The following is an 18272-nucleotide window of genomic DNA, read 5'->3' on the forward strand; positions in this document are numbered from 1 at the left end:
CCCGACGGCGCCTCCCTGCGGCTCCCCTTCAGCTCCCCGGCAGGTCGCGGGGGATCGAGACGGTCACCCGCAGGCCGTGCGGCTCGTGGTGCTCGTACGCGATCGAGCCGCCGCCCGCCGCGAGCAGCACCCGGGAGATGGAGAGGCCCAGGCCCGACCCGCTGACGTTCTGGTGGCGGGTACTGCGCCAGAAGCGGTCCCCGACGCGCTCCAGCTCCGCCTCGGTGAGGCCGGGGCCCCGGTCGGCGACCACGACGGTCACCGCGAGCGCTCCGGCGGTGACGGTGACGGTGACGTCCTCTCCGGCGGGGGTGAACTTCAGGGCGTTGTCGACCACCGCGTCCAGGGCGCTGGAGAGCGCGACGGGGTCGGCCCAGGCGGTGGCCGCCGGGGCCCCGCCCAGGGTCAGGTTCACGCCCTCCCGCTCCGCCATCGGACGCCAGGACGCGATGCGCTCGGCGGTGAGCGGGACGATGTCGATCAGCTGGAGGTCCGCCTCGACGTGTTCGGCCAGCGCGAGGTCCAGGAGGTCGTCGAGGACCCGGGCCAGCCGCTTGCCCTCGGTACGCACGGCAGCGATCTCCTCGCTGTCCTCGGGCAGCTCCAGGGCGAGGAGCTCGATGCGCAGCAGCAGGGCGGCGAGCGGGTTGCGCAGCTGGTGCGAGGCGTCGGCGACGAAGGCGCGCTGCTGCTCCAGCACGTCCTCGACGTTGTCCGCCATCTCGTTGAAGGAACGAGCCAGGTGTCTGAGCTCCGGCGGCCCGGCGGAGGCGGCGACCCGGGAGCGCATACGGCCGCCGGCGATGTCGCGGGTGGCCGCGTCCAGGGTCCGTACCGGCAGCAGGACCCAGCCGGTGAGCCGTACCGCCGCGCCGACCGCCACCAGCAGCGCCAGCGCCTCGCCGAGGCCGATGAACAGCCACGTCCGCAGGATCCGGGACCGCATCTCACCGGTGGGCGAGTCGAGCACGACCACGGCGACCACGTCGCCGTCGCGCACGACGGGCGAGGCGACGACGACGCGGCCGTCGCGCCAGGGCCAGACCTGCGGGGGGTCGTGCGAGCGGCGACCCAGCAACGCCTCGTTGAAGGCCGTGCGCCCCTCCCCCTCGACGGGCAGGGTCCAGTAGCCGGGGGCCTTGGCCAGGGCCCGGTCGTCCCGGAAGAAGACGCCGGCGCGGATGTCGTACACCGAGGCGTAGAGCTGCAGGTCGGTCTGGAGGGTGCGGCGGCGCTCCTCGCTGTCCGGGGAGGTGTCGGTGATGGACTGCCCCAGGGCGGCGAACCGTGCGGTGTCGTCGATCCGGTCGATCACCAGCCGCTGCTGTTCGGCGGCGGCCACGCTGATCGCGAGCGGGAAGCCGAGGGTGAGCAGGACGGCGGCCATCAGCACGATAAGCAGCGGTAGCAGGCGGGAGCGCACCGGGAGACGTACCCGCCCGTTACGCGGACGGCGCGACGAGCCGGTAGCCGACGCCCCGCACGGTCTCGATCAGGGCGGGCAGCCGCAGCTTGGAGCGCAGGGAGGCGACGTGGACCTCCAGGGTGCGCCCGGTCCCCTCCCAGCTGGTGCGCCAGACCTCGCTGATGATCTGCTCGCGGCGGAAGACGACGCCGGGGCGCTGGGCGAGGAGGGCAAGCAGGTCGAACTCCTTGCGGGTGAGCTGGACTTCGGCGCCGTTGACGCTGACCCGGCGGGTCGGCAGCTCGATGGTGACCGGTCCGAGCCGCAGGGCCGCGACGGGGGTCGGCCCGGTGTCCTCGCCGCTGGAGGTGCGCCGGGCGACCGCGTGGATACGGGCGAGCAGCTCGCCGGTGTCGTACGGCTTGGTGACGTAGTCGTCGGCGCCGAGGTTGAGTCCGTGGATGCGTGAGCGCACGTCGGCGCGGGCGGTGACCATGATCACGGGGGTCGCGGTGCGTTTGCGGATCTTCCCGCACACCTCGTAGCCGTCCTGGTCGGGCAGGCCGAGGTCGAGGAGGATCACCCCGAAGGGCTCCTTCTCGGCGGGCAGCAGCGCGCGCAGGGCCTCCTCGCCGTTGCGGGCGTGCACGACCTGGAATCCGTGCCGGGCGAGCACGGCGGACAGGGCCGCCGCGACATGGTCGTCGTCCTCGACGAGCAGCAGTCTCATGGCCCTCCTCTCCGTGTCTCGGGCTCGTTCGGGTCGTCGCTTCCGTTCGCGTCACGGTCGCACGGCGTCACCAGGTAGAGAGCGACATTAACCCGCGCTTCACCTGCGAGATCCCCCGAGAGACCCGATGGGACTTCCCGTTCTGCGGTGTTTCACGTGTTCCTCGCTCAAGGCATCCACGCCGATGAAGGGCACACCAGTCAAGAGCCTGCCGGTTACAGCAGGGTTTCCGTTATGCACCCGGTACGCCCCCGGGGCGGCGCGTGGCGTCCCGTTCACGCGGAGTGTCCGGTTGCCGCCGGATCGTTATGCTCAATTTCCGCTCAGATGTAATGACGTTGGTAGCACTGCGTCATTACTGTCCTTGTTCAACCGAGGAGGACGGAGCAAGAAGCCGATGAGCGGAGTTTCAGTGACCAAGGACGCCGAGGGTGCCGCGCCCGCGGCGAACGACCTGGTCGTACTGAGCAACGTCAACAAGCACTTCGGCGCGCTGCATGTGCTCCAGGACATCGACCTGACCATCGCCCGTGGCGAGGTCGTGGTCGTCATCGGGCCTTCCGGGTCCGGCAAGTCCACGCTGTGCCGCACGATCAACCGCTTGGAGACGGTCGATTCGGGAGCGATCTCGATCGACGGCAAGCCCCTGCCCCAGGAGGGCAAGGAGTTGGCCAGGCTGCGTGCCGACGTGGGCATGGTCTTCCAGTCGTTCAATCTCTTCGCACACAAGACGGTGCTGGAGAACGTCATGCTGGGCCAGGTCAAGGTCCGCAAGGCCGACAAGAAGGCTGCGGAGGAGAAGGCCCGGACCCTGCTCGACCGGGTGGGCGTCGGCGTACAGGCCGACAAGTACCCGGCGCAGCTCTCCGGTGGCCAGCAGCAACGCGTCGCGATCGCACGGGCGTTGGCCATGGACCCGAAGGTCATGCTCTTCGACGAGCCCACGTCGGCGCTCGACCCGGAGATGATCAACGAGGTCCTGGAGGTCATGCAGCAGCTGGCCCGGGACGGGATGACGATGATCGTCGTCACCCACGAGATGGGCTTCGCCCGTTCCGCCGCCAACCGCGTCGTGTTCATGGCCGACGGGAAGATCGTCGAGGAGGCGACCCCGGACCAGTTCTTCAGCAACCCGCGCAGCGACCGGGCCAAGGACTTCCTGTCGAAGATCCTTCACCACTGACGACAACGACCCACGACCTAAGGATTGTTCACATGAAGCTCCGTCAGTCCGCCGCCGTCGCGGCCATCGCCGTCCTCGCCCTGACCGCGACCGCCTGCGGCGGCAAGGAGGGCTCCGCCGGTGACAAGCCGGGCGGCACGAAGCCCGGTTCCTCCGAGGCCCCCGCACTGCCCACGTACACCGCGGCCAAGGACGTCGCCCTGGACTCCCCGGTCTTCAAGAAGGCCAAGGAGCGCGGCAAGCTGGTCATCGGCGCCAAGGCCGACCAGCCGTACCTCGGCTTCGAGGACCAGTCGACGAAGGAGCGCTCGGGCTTCGACATCGAGATCGCCAAGATGGTCGCGGCCGACCTCGGCTTCTCGGACAAGCAGATCGAGTGGAAGACCGTCGACTCCGGCGTGCGTGAGACGGCCATCTCCAAGGGCCAGGTCGACTACTACGTCGGCACGTACACGATCAACGACGAGCGCAAGAAGCAGGTCGGCTTCGCCGGGCCGTACTACAAGGCCGGCGCGGACCTCCTGGTGCGCGAGGACGAGAAGGCGATCACCGGCAAGGACGCGGTGAAGGGCAAGAAGGTCTGCTCGATCGTCGGCTCCACGCCGCTCCAGGAGATCAAGAAGCCGGAGTACGGCGCGAGCGTCGTCGAGCTGGCCAAGTACTCCGACTGCGTGCAGCAGCTGCTGACCAAGCAGGTCGACGCCGTCACCACGGACGACTCGATCCTCAAGGGCTACGCGGCCGCCAACTCCGGCAAGCTCAAGGTCGTCGGCGACCCGTTCACCGACGAGCCCTACGGCATCGGCCTGAACAAGGACGACAAGGAGCTGCGCGAGGCCATCAGCAAGTCGCTGGAGGAGCGCGTCAAGGACGGCACGTACAAGAAGATCTACGAGGCCACGCTCGGTCTGTCCGGCTCGGACTACGTCGAGCCGCCGGCCATCGAGCGCTACTGACGCCGTCGGCTCCCGGACGCGGGCTCCGGCCCGCCGTCGAGAGCCGGCACCCCGTCATCCGTCACGACGCACCGCGAGTGACCCAGGCGTCCCGTACGCCACCGCCGTCCCGGTCTCCCCGGGGACCGCTGGCGTACGGGGCGCCCCTTCCCCTGCCCTGATGCCGCTGACCGCCGACGCGGAGACCTCATGAACGTACTGCTCGACAATTTCCCAGAGTTCCGCGACGGCTTCATAGGAACCGTGTCGATCACCGCCGTCAGCTCGGTTATCGCCCTGGTCCTCGGTGTGCTCATCGCCGGATTCCGGGTCTCGCCGGTGCCGCCGCTGCGGTACTTCGGCACCGCCTGGGTGACGCTGATGCGCAACACCCCGCTGACGCTGCTCTTCCTGATCTTCTTCTTCGTCGTGCCCGAGATCCTCTTCCCGGGGATGAGCCCGTTCGTGCTCGGCTCGCTGGCGCTCGGCTTCTACACCTCCTCGTTCGTGTGCGAGGCGGTCCGCTCGGGCATCAACACCGTGCCGCTGGGGCAGGCCGAGGCCGCGCGCTCCATCGGCATGACGTTCGCCCAGACCCTGCAGATCGTGGTGCTCCCCCAGGCGACCCGGACCGTGATCCCACCGCTGAGCAGCATCTTCATCGCGTTGACGAAGAACTCCGCGATCGCCGGTGCCTTCAGCGTCGCCGAGCTGTTCGGCTGGCAGAAGCTGATGAGTGACCGGGGCTACGACATCGTCCCCGTCTTCATCTGGGTGGCCATCGGCTACCTGATCGTCACGTTTACCATCAGCGGCCTCTTCCGGCTGCTGGAGCGTCGCATGGAGGTCGCCCGATGAGCGCCAGCGTTCTCTACGACGCCCCGGGTCCCAAGGCCGTCGTCCGCAACCGGATCTACGCGGTCGTCGGCAGCCTCGCCATCGCGGCGCTGATCGCGATCAGCATCGTGCGGCTCGCCGACAAGGGGCACCTCGCCCCCGCGATGTGGGACATCTTCAACTACGCGGGCATCCGGCAGAACATCGCCGACGCCCTGCTCGCCACGCTCAAGGCGTTCGGTCTCGCCGCGGTCGGCTCGCTGGTCCTCGGCGTGGTCCTGGTGGTGGGCCGGCTCTCCGACCACAAGCCGGTCCGCTGGGCGGCGACCACCTTCATCGAGCTGTTCCGCTCGCTGCCGCTGCTGATCACCATCTACGCCATCTGGGTCGGCTTCCTCACCGACTACTCGATGTGGGCGCTGGCCGCGGGTCTGTCCGTCTACAACGGCTGCGTCCAGGCCGAGGTGCTGCGGGCCGGCATCAACTCGGTGCCCAAGGGCCAGAGCGAGGCGGCGTACGCGCTCGGCATGAGCAAGACGCAGGTCATGGTCAGCGTCCTGATGCCGCAGGCCGTCCGGTCGATGCTGCCGACCATCATCGGTCAGCTCGTGGTGACCCTCAAGGACACCTCGCTCGGCTTCATCATCCTGTACCCGGAGCTGCTCCAGACCGCGCGTCTGATCGCCTCCAACACGCAGGTGAACGGCCAGTACCCGTACGTCTCGACGATCGTCGTCATCGGCACGCTCTACATCGCGATGTGCCTGCTGCTCTCGGCGCTGGCGACGTGGATCGAGAAGCGCGGCCGTCGCGCCAAGACCGGCATCAAGGTGGCACCCGGCGCCCCGGCCGCCGGCATCCCCGCGGTGGAGGCCGTTCCCGGCCCGGACGCGGGGGGCGCAGGGGGCGCAGGCCCGACGGCCGACGGTGCCGGTGGGACCGGTGTGACGAAGGACTGACCGCCCCGGGCCCTTCCCGGCCCTGACGAGCAGGAGCATTCGAGGCAGCGGCGCACGCGTCGCTGCCTCGGTCACTTGACGCAAGCACCACCAGTGGGTTGCATACGTTCTGTGATCACGCACCCGGCTTCCTTTGCCACGTTCCGCATGACCGTACGGGTCGGAGGGTACGAGCCGTGGACCCGGTGATCGTCGTCGGCGCCGGGCCCGTCGGCCTGACGCTGTCGCTGGCCCTCGCCGCCCAGGGCGTCCCCTCGATCGTTCTCGACGAGGGCCCCGGCGCGGAGGAGCCCCGTCCCGCCCGCACGGTCGTGCTGCGCGAGGACACCGCCGACCTGATGGGACGACTCGGCTGCCCGGAGCTGGACCGGGTCGGGCTGCGCTGGTCCGGGTGGCGTTCGATGCGCCGCAAGCAACTGGTCCGGAACGTGCCGCTGAGCGGAGGCCGGAGGGACGAGGACGAGGTCCCGCTCACGGGACTCCTTCCCGCGCCGCTCCATGTTCCGCAGCATGCGCTGAGCGGCGCGCTGCGGGCGGCGGTGGACAAGGCGCCGCTGGTCCAGCGGGTGCCGCTGAGCCGGATCGACACGCTGGAGCAGGACCCCGACGGCATCACGGTGCACACGAGGGAGCCGGGCTCGACCTGGTGGCGCGGGAGTTATCTGGTCGGCTGCGACGGCGCCCGGTCGACCGTGCGCAAGCTGCTGGACATCCGGTTCCCCGGCCGTACGGCGGTGGAGCGGCATGCCGTCGCCGCGCTCCGGGCCGAGCTGCCCTGGCCCGACGAGGCGGTCCTGCACCGGCAGCCGCCCTGGCGGACCGGGGGCGCCGAGGTCTCCGCCCGGCCGCTGCCGGACGGCGTCTGGCGGCTGGACTGGCTGCTGCCGCCGCGTGGCGAACTGGTCACCCCCGAAGCTCTGATCACCCGTATCCGGGACACCCTGGCCGGCTGGTGCGGCGAGACCCCGGCGTACGAACTGCTGGACACCGGCGTTCACACGCTCCACCACCGGCTCGCCCGGCGCTGGCGCAAGCAGCGTGCCTTCCTGGCGGGGGACGCGGCGCACCTGCTGGGCGCCGTGGGCACGCAGGGACTGGACGAGGGGATCCGGGACGCCGAGAACCTGGCCTGGAAGCTGGCCCACGCCTGGCACCACGGCCCGGCCGAGCACCTCCTCGACAGCTACCAGGCGGAGCGTCGGGCGGCGGTGGCCGCACGGCTGCGCGCCGCCGACCAGTCGCTGCCGATACTGCGCGGCGGAGGCGGCCTGCGGACCCTGGTCCCGGGTGCCGCACGCGGCCACGACACCCTGCTCTCCGACGGCCATCTCGGCTGTGGAGCCCTGGGTGCGCCCCCTTCGTACTCGCACTCCCCCCTTGCACCGCCGCACGCCGAGGCGCACATCGTCGTCGGTACGCCCCCCGGTGCGCCGGTCACCGACGTGATGGTGACGGCGCCGGACGGGACGACGGCGCGGCTGCGGGAGCGGGTCGGGCAGGGCCGTCCGCTGGTGGTCCTGGTCGCGCCGGGGACGGGTGTCTGGGACCGTCGGCACTGGCAGACCGCGGGCGTCATGCCCCGCCTCACGGACGCCGTGGCGGCGCTGCCCGGGTCCACGGAACTGCTGGTCACCGAGAGCTACCCGGGAGCATCGGCCCATACCGTCCTGCTGGTCAGGCCGGACGGGCACCTGGTGGCGGCCTTCGGCGGCGTTCGGCCCGCGGAGCTGTTCACCGCGGCACGGGCCGCTCTGGGCGGTGCGCCCCGCGAAGCGCAGGAGCCCGTGGAACCGGGTGACACCGGGGACGAACGGGATGCCGCGCAGGAGCAGCCGCCCCGGGCCCGGGTCCACGCCGACGGGGCCGCCGGGCTCCCTTGACCGATCGGCCGTCGTACGTGATCGATTGACCGTCACGGGCGCGCGTGGTGTACTCCAGATCATGACCGACACCGATGTGCGCCTGTGGCGGAGGGTCCATATGGACCTCGTCCGTTACGCGGGCTGCGTGTGTCGCCCGTCCTGCTGAATCGCCTCTCTCTGCCGGTGCGTGCCGCTTTCCTTCCGCACGGCCGGAACCCCGCGCGAACTCTCAGGACGGTCCTCGTGTCTTCCCCACGCTCCGCCGTGCCCACGGCAGCCGCTGTTCCTTCCCGTTCCTCCGTTCCTTCCCCCTCCTCCATTCCTGCCCGTTCCACCCCCGTGACCGGGGGCTCCGCGACCTCCTCCGCCGCACCGACGGTCGCGGAGCTGATGGACTTCGTTCGCAGCGCCGCTCGGGACGAGGCGCTCATCGCCTCGCTCCCCCTCGATCCGGAGGGCCGCACCTGGATCCGGCTCGACGGACCGGGCGGCAGCGAGGCGTGGCTGATCGGCTGGCCGCCCGGCACCGGCACGGGCTGGCACGATCACGCCGACTCGTTCGGCGCGTTCACCACCGCTGTCGGCGCCCTCACGGAACACTCATTGGCCGTGCGACTGCCCACCGACGGCTGGAGGACGCTGGAGCTGACGGACGGGGTGGACCGGTCCAGGGATTTGGCGACCGGCCAGGGCAGGGCCTTCGGGCAGAACCACGTCCATGAGGTCCTCAACGAGTCCGAGGTCGCCCACGCGGTCTCGGTCCACGCCTACTACCCGCCCCTGCCGCGGATCCGCCGGTTCAGCCGCACCGGTGCGGTGCTGCGCCTGGAGCAGACCGAGCGCCCGGAGGACTGGCAGTGAGCGAGGAGCGAAACACGAGGCGGCACAAGGCCGTGCCGGATGCCCCGCCCCCCGTGGGCATCGACGAACTGCTGGAGCGCGTCAGGGCCGACTACGACCGGGTCGGCCCGCCCGAGGCCGCCGCGGCAGCGGAGGCCGGGGCCCTGCTGGTGGACATCCGGTACGCGGCTCTCCGCGACCGGGACGGGCTGATCCCGGGCGCGCTGGTCGTCGAACGCAACGAACTGGAATGGCGACTCGACCCCCGGGGCAGCCACCGCGCCGCCGAAGCGGTCGGCCACGACCTCCGGATCGTCGTCGTCTGCAACGAGGGATACGCCTCGAGCCTCGCGGTCGCCTCGCTGCGGCAGCTGGGACTGCACCGGGCCACCGACCTGATCGGCGGCTTCCAGGCGTGGCGGGCCGCCGGACTTCCGGTCATCCCCACCTGACACCTGACACCCGACACCGGGGATCCGACACCGGGGATCTGGGATCTGGGATCTGCCGCGATCTGACGCCTGGCACCTGAGCTCTGGTGCCGGGCGTCAGGTGCGTTCGGATATCAGGGTGCGCTCGGGTGCCGCACACCCGAACGCCACGTTCCACTAGAGCAATCGCCGTGCGTGACGGACATTCGCCTCACACAGAGGACCGAAATGTACGGAGATGACGCACTCATGGCGACCGCTGTCCTCACCCCCGAACAGCTCGACGGCCAGGCCTCCCGACTGCACGACAGCCAGGCGTGGCAGCAGATCGTCACAGGCTGGGAGCACACCGTCCCCGAGCCCGCGATCGGCCCGGCGGAGTCGACGTCCGCACGGCCTGCGGAACCTGCGGATCCCCCGGCCGCGGGGCACTCCGACTGGCGGAGCCTGCTGTCCGTACCCGTGGACCGGCTCGTCGACGACGCCCTGCGAACCCTGCCCGCGGCGCCCCCGCACGAGCGCCCGCTGCCCGGACGGCTGGGCGCGGTGCTGCCCGACCGCGTCCACCTCTGGCGCCGGGTCGGGCAGGGCGACCTGCGCCCCTCGACCCATCTCGGCTACGCACGGCAGATCCTGGCCGAGTGGGGCTGGCAGAACACCCCGTACCGGCTGCGGAACGCCCGTGGCGCACGCTGCGTCTGCGGCGCCCTGATCTCTGCCCACCGCCTCGGCTACGGCTCCCTCGACACCGTGGACCGGGCCGGCGCCTGGCTGATCACGGAGCTGCGCGCCCAAGGCTGGCCCGGACTGATCGGCCCTTGGAACCGCCATGGCGGCCGCACGGCCGCGGACGCCTTGGCCCTCGTCGACGCCACCATCCGTCGCGCGTCCCTGGCCGGACAGTGACCACGGACTACTGACCAGCCACGGACACGAGCCGCCGAACGTTGACGTTGGCTTCTGGCTTCTGGCTTCTGGCTTCTGGCTTCTGGCTTCTGGCTTCTGGCTTCTGGCTTGCGATATCTCCGGACCTCGACCTCAGAAAGGCTCGTCCAGGCCTTCCGTTTCCTCGCCCTCCTCCTCCAGCGCCTGCCGAACCACCCGCAGGGCCATGCCCTCCCCGTATCCCTTGCGCGCGAGCATCCCCGCCAGGCGGCGCAGCCTCTTGTCCCGGTCCAGGCCCCGCGTGGAGCGGAGCTTGCGGGCCACGAGCTCGCGTGCCGTCTCCTCCTCCTGATCCGGGTCGAGCCGGCCGACCGCCTCGTCGATCACGGCGGAGTCCACGCCCTTCGTCCGCAGCTCACGGACGAGGGCACGGCGCGCGAGCCCTCGGCCGTGGTGCCGGGACTCCACCCACGCCCCGGCGAACGCCGAGTCGTCGATCAGCCCGACGTCCTCGAAGCGCGCGAGCACTTCCTCGGCCGCCTCGTCCGGGATCTCCCGCTTGCGCAGGGCGTCCGCGAGCTGTTTGCGCGTTCGTGGCGTCCCGGTGAGCAGCCGCAGGCAGATGTTGCGCGCCTGCTCGACCGGGTCACGCGGCTCCCCCTTCTCGGCCCTCGACGAGGAAGGGGAGCCGCTGCTCCTGGTGCCGGAGCGGGCACGGCGGCCCGCGCCTTCGCCGAATCCGCTCCCGGCACCCGCTCCACCGCGCGAGCGGCGCCCGGGCCGCGCCCCGGCGGCCGCCTCCGGCTCGGCGGGCCCGTAGTCGGATTCGGGGTCGCCGCCGGGCTCGGCAGGGCTGCCCGGCCACTCCGTACGACGTGTCACGGCCTAGCTCTTGGCCGCCGCGGTCTTGGCCGGCTTGGCCTTGGAAGCCGCGGTGGTCGTCGGCTTCGCCGCCGCGTCGGCCGCCGGTGCTCCAGCCGCCGTCGCAGCGGTGTCCGCGGCAGGCTCGCCCGCATCGGCGTCCGGGCGGACACCGATACCCAGCTTCTCCAGGATCTTCCTCTCGATCTCGTTGGCGAGGTCGGGGTTGTCCTTGAGGAAGTTGCGGGCGTTCTCCTTGCCCTGGCCGAGCTGATCGCCCTCGTACGTGTACCAGGCGCCGGCCTTGCGGACGAAGCCGTGGTCCACACCCATGTCGATCAGACCGCCCTCGCGGCTGATGCCCTGGCCGTAGAGGATGTCGAACTCCGCCTGCTTGAACGGCGGGGCGACCTTGTTCTTGACGACCTTGACGCGCGTGCGGTTGCCGACGGCGTCGGTGCCGTCCTTGAGTGTCTCGATCCGGCGGATGTCCAGGCGCACCGAGGCGTAGAACTTCAGCGCCCGGCCACCGGTGGTGGTCTCCGGGGAACCGAACATCACGCCGATCTTCTCGCGGAGCTGGTTGATGAAGATCGCGGTGGTCTTGGACTGGTTGAGCGCACTGGTGATCTTGCGGAGTGCCTGGCTCATCAGACGCGCCTGGAGGCCCACGTGCGAGTCGCCCATCTCGCCCTCGATCTCCGCACGGGGCACCAGGGCCGCCACGGAGTCGATGACGATCAGGTCCAGGGCGCCGGAGCGCACCAGCATGTCGACGATCTCCAGCGCCTGCTCACCGTTGTCCGGCTGGGACAGGATGAGGTTGTCGATGTCGACGCCGAGCTTCTTCGCGTACTCCGGGTCGAGCGCGTGCTCGGCGTCGATGAACGCCACCGAGCCGCCGAGCTTCTGCGCGTTCGCCACCGCGTGCAGCGTCAGCGTCGTCTTGCCGGAGGACTCCGGCCCGTACACCTCCACCACACGGCCGCGCGGCAGACCGCCGACGCCGAGGGCGACGTCCAGCGCGGTCGATCCCGTGGGGATGACCTCGATGGGCTCGTTCGGCCGCTCGCCCAGGCGCATCACCGCGCCCTTGCCGAACTGCCGTTCAATCTGTGCGAGTGCGGCGTCCAGCGCCTTCTCGCGGTCGTTACCTGCCATGGGTTCCACCCGATTTGCTTGAGTCGATCGCTTCACGTCTCAGACGCTAACCCCTGCCACTGACAATGGGCCTCGACGTCCTCCCGGCCTGTGGACAACTCCACGGCCGGGCCCGGGAAAACCCGGCCGGAATCCCATCAGAATGGATGTTCGATTTTCGTGTCAAGCGCACCACGCGGCCCTGCGGCCACCCCGTGACCGAACACCGGCGACCTCTCGCCGGTACACGACCGAGCCTGCACACCTGAGCGTATCGCCCTATATTCGATCGGTATGGGAGCGATGACGGAGCCCGGAGCACCCGACGGAGGACAGGCCCCCGGATCCGATCTGGCCGGCCGGGTGGCACTCGTCGCCGGAGGCACCCGCGGGGCCGGGCGGGGTATCGCCGTGCAGCTCGGCGCCGCCGGGGCGACCGTGTACGTGACCGGCCGTACGAGCGGGTCCGAGCGCTCCGAGATGGACCGGCCCGAAACGATCGAGGAGACCGCGGCCCTGGTCGACGCGGCGGGCGGACGGGGCATCGCCGTACAGGTCGACCATCTGGTCCCCGACCGGGTCAGGGCGCTCGTGGCCCGCATCGCGAGCGAGCAGGGCTCCCTGCACATCCTGGTGAACGACATCTGGGGCGCCGAGATCGAGTGGGACAAGCCGGTGTGGAAGTCGTCGCTCGGCACCGGACTGCACACCCTGCGGCTGGCCGTCGACACCCACGCCATCACCAGTCACTTCGCGCTGCCGCTGCTGATCGAGACACCGGGTGGCCTGGTCGTCGAGATGACCGACGGGACGGACGAGTACAACGCGTCCCACTACCGCGTCTCGTTCTTCTACGACCTGGCCAAGGCCGCGGTGAACCGGATGGCCTTCGCCCTCGGCCATGAACTCGCACCGCACCGCGCGACCGCCGTCGCGCTCACCCCGGGCTGGCTCCGGTCCGAGGCCATGCTCCAGGCCCATGGGGTGACCGAGACCACCTGGCGGGACGCCGTCGCGCACACGCCCCACTTCGCGATCTCCGAGTCCCCGGCGTACGTCGGCCGCGCTGTGTCCGCCCTCGCCGGCGATCCCGAGGTGGCCCGCTGGAACGGCAGGTCGCTCTCCAGCGGGCAGCTCGCCCAGGTGTACGGCTTCACCGATGTGGACGGGAGCCGGCCCGACGCCTGGCGGTATCTGGCCGAGGTCCAGGACCCGGGCCTGCCGGCCGATGTGACGGGCTACCGCTGAGGCGGCCCGTCCGGCCCGCCCTCCGCGCCCCCGCGTCCGGCGGCCCGGGGGTCGTTCACCAGACGGCGCATCCGGGACGGCAACCGCCTCCCGGGCGCGCGGCTGCTTCCTCCGTGCACGCGTGGGTCGTCGGTGACGTCGTACCGCTTCACATAGGCGCCGAGGAACGCCTGGAGCGTCGCGACGGCGGGAATGGCGACCAGCGCGCCGACCGCGCCGAGGAGGGCCGTGCCGGCGATGACCGACCCGAAGGCGACCGCGGGGTGGATGTCGACGGTCTTCGCGGTCAGCTTGGGCTGGAGCACGTAGTTCTCGAACTGTTGGTAGATCACGACGAACCCGAGCACGTACAGGGCGTACCAGGGGTCGATCGTGAAGGCGATCAACATGGGCAGGGCACCCGCGAGATACGTGCCGATGGTGGGGATGAACTGGGAGACGAGCCCGACCCAGACGGCGAGTGCCGGGGCGTAGGGCACCCCGAGGATCACCAGCAGGACGTAGTGCGCGACGCCGGAGATCAACGCCATCAGGCCGCGCGAGTAGATGTATCCGCCGGTCTTGTCGACCGCGATCTCCCAGGCGCGCAGCACTTCGGTCTGCCGGGCCGGGGGCAGGACGGAGCACAGGGCGCGGCGGAGCCGGGGTCCGTCGGCCGCGAAGTAGAAGGAGAACAGGAAGATCGTCAACAGCCGGAACAGCCCGCCGAGGACCGTGGTGGAGACGTCGAGCACTCCGGTGGCACTGTTCTGGACGTACTTCTGCAGCCAGTCGGAGTGCAGCAGGCTGTCCTGGACCTCGACCCGGGAGAGTTCGGTGCGGAAGGTCTGGTTGACCCAGTTGATCACCGAGTCGATGTACTTGGGGAACTCGTCGACCATGTCGACGATCTGGCCCGCGAGCATCGACCCCAGCAGCACCACGAATCCGACGCCGAAGATCATCAGGCCGAGGAAGACGAGGAACGTGGCCAGCCCGCGGCGCATGCCGCGACCGGCCATCCGGCCGACCGCGGGCTCGATGGCGAGCGCGAGGAAGAACGCGATCAGCACGTTCGTCAGCAGCCCGATGAGCTGGTCGAACGCCCAGCTGCCGAGCTGGAAGCAGGCGTAGAGAGCCAGGGCCAGCACCATCGCACGCGGCAGCCAGCCGGGCATGCGGACCCCGCCGACGCCGGAGGGCGGCGCGGGTGGTGCGGCCGGCGGGGCGGGCGGGGATGCGGACGGCTGGGACGGGGCGGTCTCGTCTGTCGATGACACGGGACAAGTCTGGCCTATGCCGCCGGCCACCGGTCCCCCGCCCCGAGGCGACCGTTCCGGTTCCGCTCCGGTTCGGTTCCGCCCGTGAACGGCGTTCCGTCGCGTTCTGCCCTTGTGCAAGGCCCTGAACGCCGGCTGGGACGCCCACCGGCCGCGCGCGCCGGGTTCAACACCCGTCCGCCGGAACGGGCCCGGCCTTCAACGCCCGCCCCTCGGGCATCCACAGGCTTCAGCGCCTGTCCGCCGGGACGTCCATGGCCGTGCAGACCCCGCGCCAGACGTCCTTGGCGTCCCAGCCCGCGTCCAGGGCCTGGCGCACCGTGCGGCCGCCGAGTTCGGCCATCACATGGTCACGGGCGAAGGAGTCCGCGTACGCCGCACCGAAGTGGTCGGCCATCCGCTCCCAGAAAATCGTCAACCGCATGCCACCAGTATCCCGCTCCTGAGAGTGCAGCCGGTCCGCCGGGCACCTGCGGGGCCCCTTTCCGCTCTACGGTCGGTCCATGGCTGGAACCGGAGCAAACGCCCTCGCCCGCGCCGAGCAGTTCATCTGGCTCACGGCCCGGGTCCTCGAACAGCGGAGGTTCGCCCATGGATTCCTGGACGGAGATCCCGGTGCCGTCGAGACGGCCCTCTCCGCCTATCTCAACGAGGACGGCGGCTACGGTCACGCGCTGGAACCCGATCTCCGGGGTCCGGTCAGCCAGCCGTTGCACACCGCCCACGCGCTGAGCGTCCTGGATTCGATCGACCGCTGCGACGGACAGCGCGCGGAACGGATCTGTCGCTATCTGACCGATGTATCGACCAAGGAAGGCGCTTTGCCCGCTCTGCTTCCCACGCAGCGCGGCTATCCCGCGGCACCGTTCATCCCGATCGTGGACAACCCGCCGGCGGAGCTGCTCGCGACCGGCCCGGTCGTCGGGCTGCTGCACGGCAACCAGGTCTGGCACGCATGGCTGTTCCGGGCGACGGACTTCTGCTGGAGTGCCGTCGAGGCCCTGGAGCAGTCCCATCCCTACGAGGTCGAGGCCGCGGTCGCCTTCCTGGACGGCGCCCCCGACCGGGCCCGCGCCGAGGCGGCGGCCGACCGGCTCGGCCGACTGGTGCGCGAACAGCGCCTGGCGGTGCTCGATCCCTCCAGACGGGCGGAGTACCCGGTGGCGACGGGCTACGCGCCGGGCGAGCACCACTTCCCGCACGACTACGCCCGTACACCCGGGTCCCTGGCCCGCCGCTGGTTCACGGACGAGGAGCTGGAGCGCTCACTCGACCACCTGGCAGCCGAACAGCAGGACGACGGCGGATGGCCCGTGACCTGGCGTCAGTGGGCGCCGGGAACCGCGCTGGAAGGGCGTCCCCTGGTGACGCTCAGAGCCTTGGGGACGCTCCGCTCGTACGGTCGTCCGCTCGGCTGACCGCGTGTCCGGTGCGGTGGGCGGGCGCCTTCTCGCTCGGTCTCCCCGGCCGCTCGCCCCGCTCAGGCCAGCGCGCGCACGCCCGCCGTGACCAGGACACCCGCGCCGACGACGACCAGGAAGGGGGCGCGAAGGACCAGGGCGAGTGCCGCCGCGCCGAGACCGGCGGCACGGGCGTCGAGGACGAGCTGCTGGCCGTCGCCGAAAGTCTGCTGCGCGGTCAGAGCCGCCAGCAGCGCCACGGGCAGCAGGGCGGCCATCCTCTGGACGAGCGGTCGCTCCAGCACGCCCGCGGGCACCAGCAGGCCCAGGAGTTTGGCGAGGTAGCAGCCCGCCACGGTCAGTCCGATGGCGATCCAGACGTTCATGAGCGCCGCTCACCCTTCTTCCGCTGTGCGGCCGTACCGTCCGCGGTGTTCTCGGCGTCCGCGGTGTCCGCGGTGCTCTCGGCGTGCTGTCCCCGCTTCGTCCGTCCCATGAGGAAGAGGACGACGGGCGCCGCGAGCGCCGAGAGCAGGACGGGCACGCCCGCCGGCAGAACGGGCAGCAGCGTCAGGGCCAGCAGGACGGCCAGCCCCGCCGTGACGCGTTCGGTGGTGGTCTTGAGCATCGGCGCGAGCAGCGCGAGGAACACGGCGGGACTCGCCGCGTCCAGGCCCCACGTGTCGGTGTCGCCCAGCGCCTCGGCGCCCAGGGCTCCCACCAGGGTGGTGAGGTTCCACAGCACGTACAGGGTGAGTCCGGTGACCGTGAAGCCGATGCGCGCGGCCCGGCGGGTGGGCTGCGGCAGGGTGACCGCGGTCGTCTCGTCGATGACCCAGTGGGCGGCGAAGGGCCGTACCGCCCGGGGAAGGGCGAGCAGTTGGGAGAGGCGCAGACCGTAGAACGCGTTCCGGACGCCCAGGAAGAACGCCCCGGCCGCGGCGGTGTAGGGGTTGCCTCCCGCGGCCAGCGCGCCGACCAGGGCGAACTGCGAGGCACCGGTGAAGACGAGGAGACTCAGGACGCAGGTCTGCAACAGGCTGAGGCCGGAGCCGGCGGAGGTGACGCCGAAGGCGAAGCCGGAGAGCCCGACGGCGATACCGACGCCGAGCGCGTCGCGGACGACGGCCGCGTCCGGCTTGTCCGGTCGGGCCCCGGGCGGCCCGGCGGACATGGCACCGGCCGGGCCGGTGCTCTCTGGGAGTGCTGTCTGTTCTGCCACGCCCGGAACGCTACGGGGATCGTCAGGGCCGGGTCTTGTACGTTCTTGCACATTCGCCGGTACGTTCTGCACACCCGCCGACACGTTCTCGCGTGTTCGCCTGCGCGTTCCGCACCATCTCCGGTACGTTCCCGCGTCCTCGCCGGTACGGTCCGGCCCCTTCACCGGCCGGGCCGCGGCATGCCGCGCTCGCGCTGGTAGGCACCGGGCGGCACACCCACTATCCGGGTGAAGTGGCGATTGAGGTGCGGCTGGTCCGTGAAGCCGACAGCGGTCGCGGCCTCGGCGGGAGCGACACCGGCGTCGAGCATGCGGCGGGCCCTGCGCACCCGGGCGTCGGTCAGCCACGTGTGGGGCGGCATCCCGTACTCCTTCTTGAAGGCTCTCAGCAGTGCGAACGGACCGATGCCCAGCTCCGCGGCGAGCGTCTCCAGCGTGGGCGGGGCGGCCATACGCTCCTCCAGCGTGGCACGGGCGTGCACGGCGTTCCGCGCGCTGCCGGCGTGCGCGGCCAGTCCGGGCAACGGGCTGCCGTGCCGGCCGAGGAGCCGGGTGACCAGGACCCGCAGCAGGCTGTCGGCCGCCAGCGCGTTGCCCTCCTCCGCGGCCCGGTGCACCTCGGTGATCAGGCGGGAGGCGTGAGGGTCGGTCACCCGGGTCTCGGCGAAGCCGACCGTGCCGCGCAGGGACGTCACCTCGGCCGCGATGTCGTTGACGACCCGGGCCGACGGGTAGAGCGTGGCGTACGCCCAGCCCTCGGGCGCCCCGGAGCGGGCGGTGTGCGGCACCTCCGGGTTGATCATGACGACGGTTCCGGGGACCGCGTGGACCGTACCGTCCGGCAGCCCCACGTCCTCCACCCCGCCGGTGACCGCCCCGAAGACATAGCCCTCGTGACTGTGCCGGGGGAAGGTGTGGCGGACGTACCGGGCACGCAGCAGATCGAGGTCGGGCAGCTCGGCGTACTGCCAGTGCCGTGCCCACTCCTCCGTGCCGCCCGCTCCCGTCATGGGGCCATTCTCGCAGGTCCCGGTCGTGCGTCACCGGCTGATCGGGGCTGCCGCGGGCGGTGTCG

The 18272-nt window shown here is 71.0% G+C and carries 20 protein-coding genes; 11 read left to right on the top strand and 9 right to left on the bottom strand.

Annotated features, from left to right (window positions below):
• Nucleotides 1-28: 28 nt before the first annotated feature.
• Both ACIRJT_RS34700 and ACIRJT_RS34705 read right to left on the bottom strand, forming a co-directional pair.
• A complete protein-coding gene (locus ACIRJT_RS34700; protein WP_403917426.1) occupies nucleotides 29-1423 on the bottom strand; it encodes a sensor histidine kinase in 1395 nt (464 codons plus the stop codon).
• A gap of 19 nt (nucleotides 1424-1442) precedes the next feature.
• Nucleotides 1443-2135 carry a response regulator transcription factor gene (locus ACIRJT_RS34705; RefSeq protein ID WP_403917429.1) on the bottom strand — a complete coding sequence of 231 codons (693 nt, stop codon included), beginning with the start codon at nucleotides 2133-2135 and terminating at the stop codon, nucleotides 1443-1445.
• A gap of 397 nt (nucleotides 2136-2532) precedes the next feature.
• On the opposite strand from ACIRJT_RS34705, the gene ACIRJT_RS34710 reads away from it, so the two are divergent.
• The 9 genes from ACIRJT_RS34710 to ACIRJT_RS34750 all read left to right on the top strand — a co-directional run bounded on the left by ACIRJT_RS34710 (nucleotide 2533) and on the right by ACIRJT_RS34750 (nucleotide 10088).
• Nucleotides 2533-3318, top strand: a complete 786-nt coding sequence (locus ACIRJT_RS34710) for an amino acid ABC transporter ATP-binding protein (RefSeq protein ID WP_003965810.1) — start codon at nucleotides 2533-2535, stop codon at nucleotides 3316-3318.
• A gap of 32 nt (nucleotides 3319-3350) precedes the next feature.
• Nucleotides 3351-4274, top strand: a complete 924-nt coding sequence (locus ACIRJT_RS34715; RefSeq protein WP_403917431.1) for a glutamate ABC transporter substrate-binding protein — start codon at nucleotides 3351-3353, stop codon at nucleotides 4272-4274.
• Nucleotides 4275-4463: 189 nt separating this feature from the next.
• Nucleotides 4464-5111, top strand: a complete 648-nt coding sequence (locus ACIRJT_RS34720) for an amino acid ABC transporter permease (protein ID WP_097870537.1) — start codon at nucleotides 4464-4466, stop codon at nucleotides 5109-5111.
• Nucleotides 5108-6049 carry an amino acid ABC transporter permease gene (locus ACIRJT_RS34725; protein ID WP_403917433.1) on the top strand — a complete coding sequence of 314 codons (942 nt, stop codon included), beginning with the start codon at nucleotides 5108-5110 and terminating at the stop codon, nucleotides 6047-6049. Before ACIRJT_RS34720 ends, ACIRJT_RS34725 begins: the two co-directional genes overlap by 4 nt.
• Nucleotides 6050-6225: 176 nt before the next feature.
• The gene (locus tag ACIRJT_RS34730; RefSeq protein WP_403917435.1) at nucleotides 6226-7929 is read left to right on the top strand and encodes an FAD-dependent monooxygenase; all 1704 of its coding nucleotides are present in this window, start codon (nucleotides 6226-6228) and stop codon (nucleotides 7927-7929) included.
• 61 nt (nucleotides 7930-7990) lie between these two features.
• Nucleotides 7991-8077 (top strand): putative leader peptide, encoded by an 87-nt coding sequence (locus ACIRJT_RS34735; protein ID WP_311605579.1) that lies wholly within the window; start codon nucleotides 7991-7993, stop codon nucleotides 8075-8077.
• Between the two features lie 77 nt (nucleotides 8078-8154).
• Complete coding sequence (locus ACIRJT_RS34740; protein WP_403917438.1) at nucleotides 8155-8772, top strand: cysteine dioxygenase; 618 nt, start codon at nucleotides 8155-8157, stop codon at nucleotides 8770-8772.
• A complete protein-coding gene (locus tag ACIRJT_RS34745; RefSeq protein ID WP_403917441.1) occupies nucleotides 8769-9203 on the top strand; it encodes a rhodanese-like domain-containing protein in 435 nt (144 codons plus the stop codon). The genes ACIRJT_RS34740 and ACIRJT_RS34745 overlap by 4 nt, the downstream gene beginning before the upstream one ends.
• A gap of 228 nt (nucleotides 9204-9431) precedes the next feature.
• Nucleotides 9432-10088, top strand: a complete 657-nt coding sequence (locus tag ACIRJT_RS34750) for a hypothetical protein (RefSeq protein ID WP_403917444.1) — start codon at nucleotides 9432-9434, stop codon at nucleotides 10086-10088.
• A gap of 132 nt (nucleotides 10089-10220) precedes the next feature.
• On the opposite strand, the gene recX is transcribed toward ACIRJT_RS34750, so the two are convergent.
• Nucleotides 10221-10949, bottom strand: coding sequence for a recombination regulator RecX (recX, locus tag ACIRJT_RS34755; protein ID WP_403917446.1), 729 nt, complete (start codon nucleotides 10947-10949; stop codon nucleotides 10221-10223).
• Nucleotides 10950-10952: 3 nt separating this feature from the next.
• Nucleotides 10953-12089: a recombinase RecA gene (recA, locus tag ACIRJT_RS34760; protein ID WP_403917449.1), complete on the bottom strand. Its 1137-nt coding sequence runs from the start codon at nucleotides 12087-12089 to the stop codon at nucleotides 10953-10955.
• Nucleotides 12090-12431: 342 nt separating this feature from the next.
• Here recA and ACIRJT_RS34765 point away from each other — a divergent pair, with 342 nt between their 5' ends.
• Entirely contained in the window at nucleotides 12432-13316 is an 885-nt protein-coding gene (locus ACIRJT_RS34765) for an SDR family oxidoreductase (protein ID WP_403917504.1), read from the top strand.
• Here ACIRJT_RS34765 and ACIRJT_RS34770 read toward each other — a convergent pair.
• Nucleotides 13307-14473 (bottom strand): AI-2E family transporter, encoded by a 1167-nt coding sequence (locus tag ACIRJT_RS34770; protein ID WP_403917507.1) that lies wholly within the window; start codon nucleotides 14471-14473, stop codon nucleotides 13307-13309. The genes ACIRJT_RS34765 and ACIRJT_RS34770 overlap by 10 nt on opposite strands.
• Nucleotides 14474-14804: 331 nt before the next feature.
• Nucleotides 14805-14999, bottom strand: coding sequence for a DUF3046 domain-containing protein (locus tag ACIRJT_RS34775; RefSeq protein WP_403917451.1), 195 nt, complete (start codon nucleotides 14997-14999; stop codon nucleotides 14805-14807).
• A gap of 79 nt (nucleotides 15000-15078) precedes the next feature.
• Here ACIRJT_RS34775 and ACIRJT_RS34780 point away from each other — a divergent pair, with 79 nt between their 5' ends.
• Nucleotides 15079-15993 (top strand): hypothetical protein, encoded by a 915-nt coding sequence (locus ACIRJT_RS34780; protein ID WP_403917454.1) that lies wholly within the window; start codon nucleotides 15079-15081, stop codon nucleotides 15991-15993.
• Nucleotides 15994-16055: 62 nt separating this feature from the next.
• Here the strand turns inward: ACIRJT_RS34780 and ACIRJT_RS34785 are convergent, their stop codons facing one another.
• The 3 genes from ACIRJT_RS34785 to ACIRJT_RS34795 all read right to left on the bottom strand — a co-directional run bounded on the left by ACIRJT_RS34785 (nucleotide 16056) and on the right by ACIRJT_RS34795 (nucleotide 18207).
• Nucleotides 16056-16361: an AzlD domain-containing protein gene (locus ACIRJT_RS34785; RefSeq protein WP_003965829.1), complete on the bottom strand. Its 306-nt coding sequence runs from the start codon at nucleotides 16359-16361 to the stop codon at nucleotides 16056-16058.
• The gene (locus ACIRJT_RS34790; RefSeq protein ID WP_403917456.1) at nucleotides 16358-17197 is read right to left on the bottom strand and encodes an AzlC family ABC transporter permease; all 840 of its coding nucleotides are present in this window, start codon (nucleotides 17195-17197) and stop codon (nucleotides 16358-16360) included. Before ACIRJT_RS34790 ends, ACIRJT_RS34785 begins: the two co-directional genes overlap by 4 nt.
• Nucleotides 17198-17358: 161 nt before the next feature.
• Nucleotides 17359-18207, bottom strand: a complete 849-nt coding sequence (locus ACIRJT_RS34795) for an AraC family transcriptional regulator (RefSeq protein ID WP_403917457.1) — start codon at nucleotides 18205-18207, stop codon at nucleotides 17359-17361.
• Between the last annotated feature and the right edge of the window lie 65 nt (nucleotides 18208-18272).

It is taken from the genome of Streptomyces sp. NPDC102283, from assembly GCF_044766265.1.
Lineage (GTDB): Bacteria > Actinomycetota > Actinomycetes > Streptomycetales > Streptomycetaceae > Streptomyces.

Excerpts from the sequence above, each read along its gene's own strand:
- ACIRJT_RS34750 (WP_403917444.1), top strand. The coding sequence starts at position 9,432 with ATGGCGACCGCTGTCCTCACCCCCGAACAGCTCGACGGCCAGGCCTCC.
- ACIRJT_RS34735 (WP_311605579.1), top strand. The coding sequence starts at position 7,991 with ATGACCGACACCGATGTGCGCCTGTGGCGGAGGGTCCATATGGACCTC.
- ACIRJT_RS34775 (WP_403917451.1), bottom strand. The coding sequence starts at position 14,999 with ATGCGGTTGACGATTTTCTGGGAGCGGATGGCCGACCACTTCGGTGCG.
- ACIRJT_RS34720 (WP_097870537.1), top strand. The coding sequence starts at position 4,464 with ATGAACGTACTGCTCGACAATTTCCCAGAGTTCCGCGACGGCTTCATA.
- ACIRJT_RS34795 (WP_403917457.1), bottom strand. The coding sequence starts at position 18,207 with ATGACGGGAGCGGGCGGCACGGAGGAGTGGGCACGGCACTGGCAGTAC.
- ACIRJT_RS34705 (WP_403917429.1), bottom strand. The coding sequence starts at position 2,135 with ATGAGACTGCTGCTCGTCGAGGACGACGACCATGTCGCGGCGGCCCTG.
- ACIRJT_RS34725 (WP_403917433.1), top strand. The coding sequence starts at position 5,108 with ATGAGCGCCAGCGTTCTCTACGACGCCCCGGGTCCCAAGGCCGTCGTC.
- ACIRJT_RS34715 (WP_403917431.1), top strand. The coding sequence starts at position 3,351 with ATGAAGCTCCGTCAGTCCGCCGCCGTCGCGGCCATCGCCGTCCTCGCC.
- ACIRJT_RS34785 (WP_003965829.1), bottom strand. The coding sequence starts at position 16,361 with ATGAACGTCTGGATCGCCATCGGACTGACCGTGGCGGGCTGCTACCTC.
- ACIRJT_RS34710 (WP_003965810.1), top strand. The coding sequence starts at position 2,533 with ATGAGCGGAGTTTCAGTGACCAAGGACGCCGAGGGTGCCGCGCCCGCG.
- ACIRJT_RS34770 (WP_403917507.1), bottom strand. The coding sequence starts at position 14,473 with ATGCCCGGCTGGCTGCCGCGTGCGATGGTGCTGGCCCTGGCTCTCTAC.
- ACIRJT_RS34780 (WP_403917454.1), top strand. The coding sequence starts at position 15,079 with ATGGCTGGAACCGGAGCAAACGCCCTCGCCCGCGCCGAGCAGTTCATC.
- recA (WP_403917449.1), bottom strand. The coding sequence starts at position 12,089 with ATGGCAGGTAACGACCGCGAGAAGGCGCTGGACGCCGCACTCGCACAG.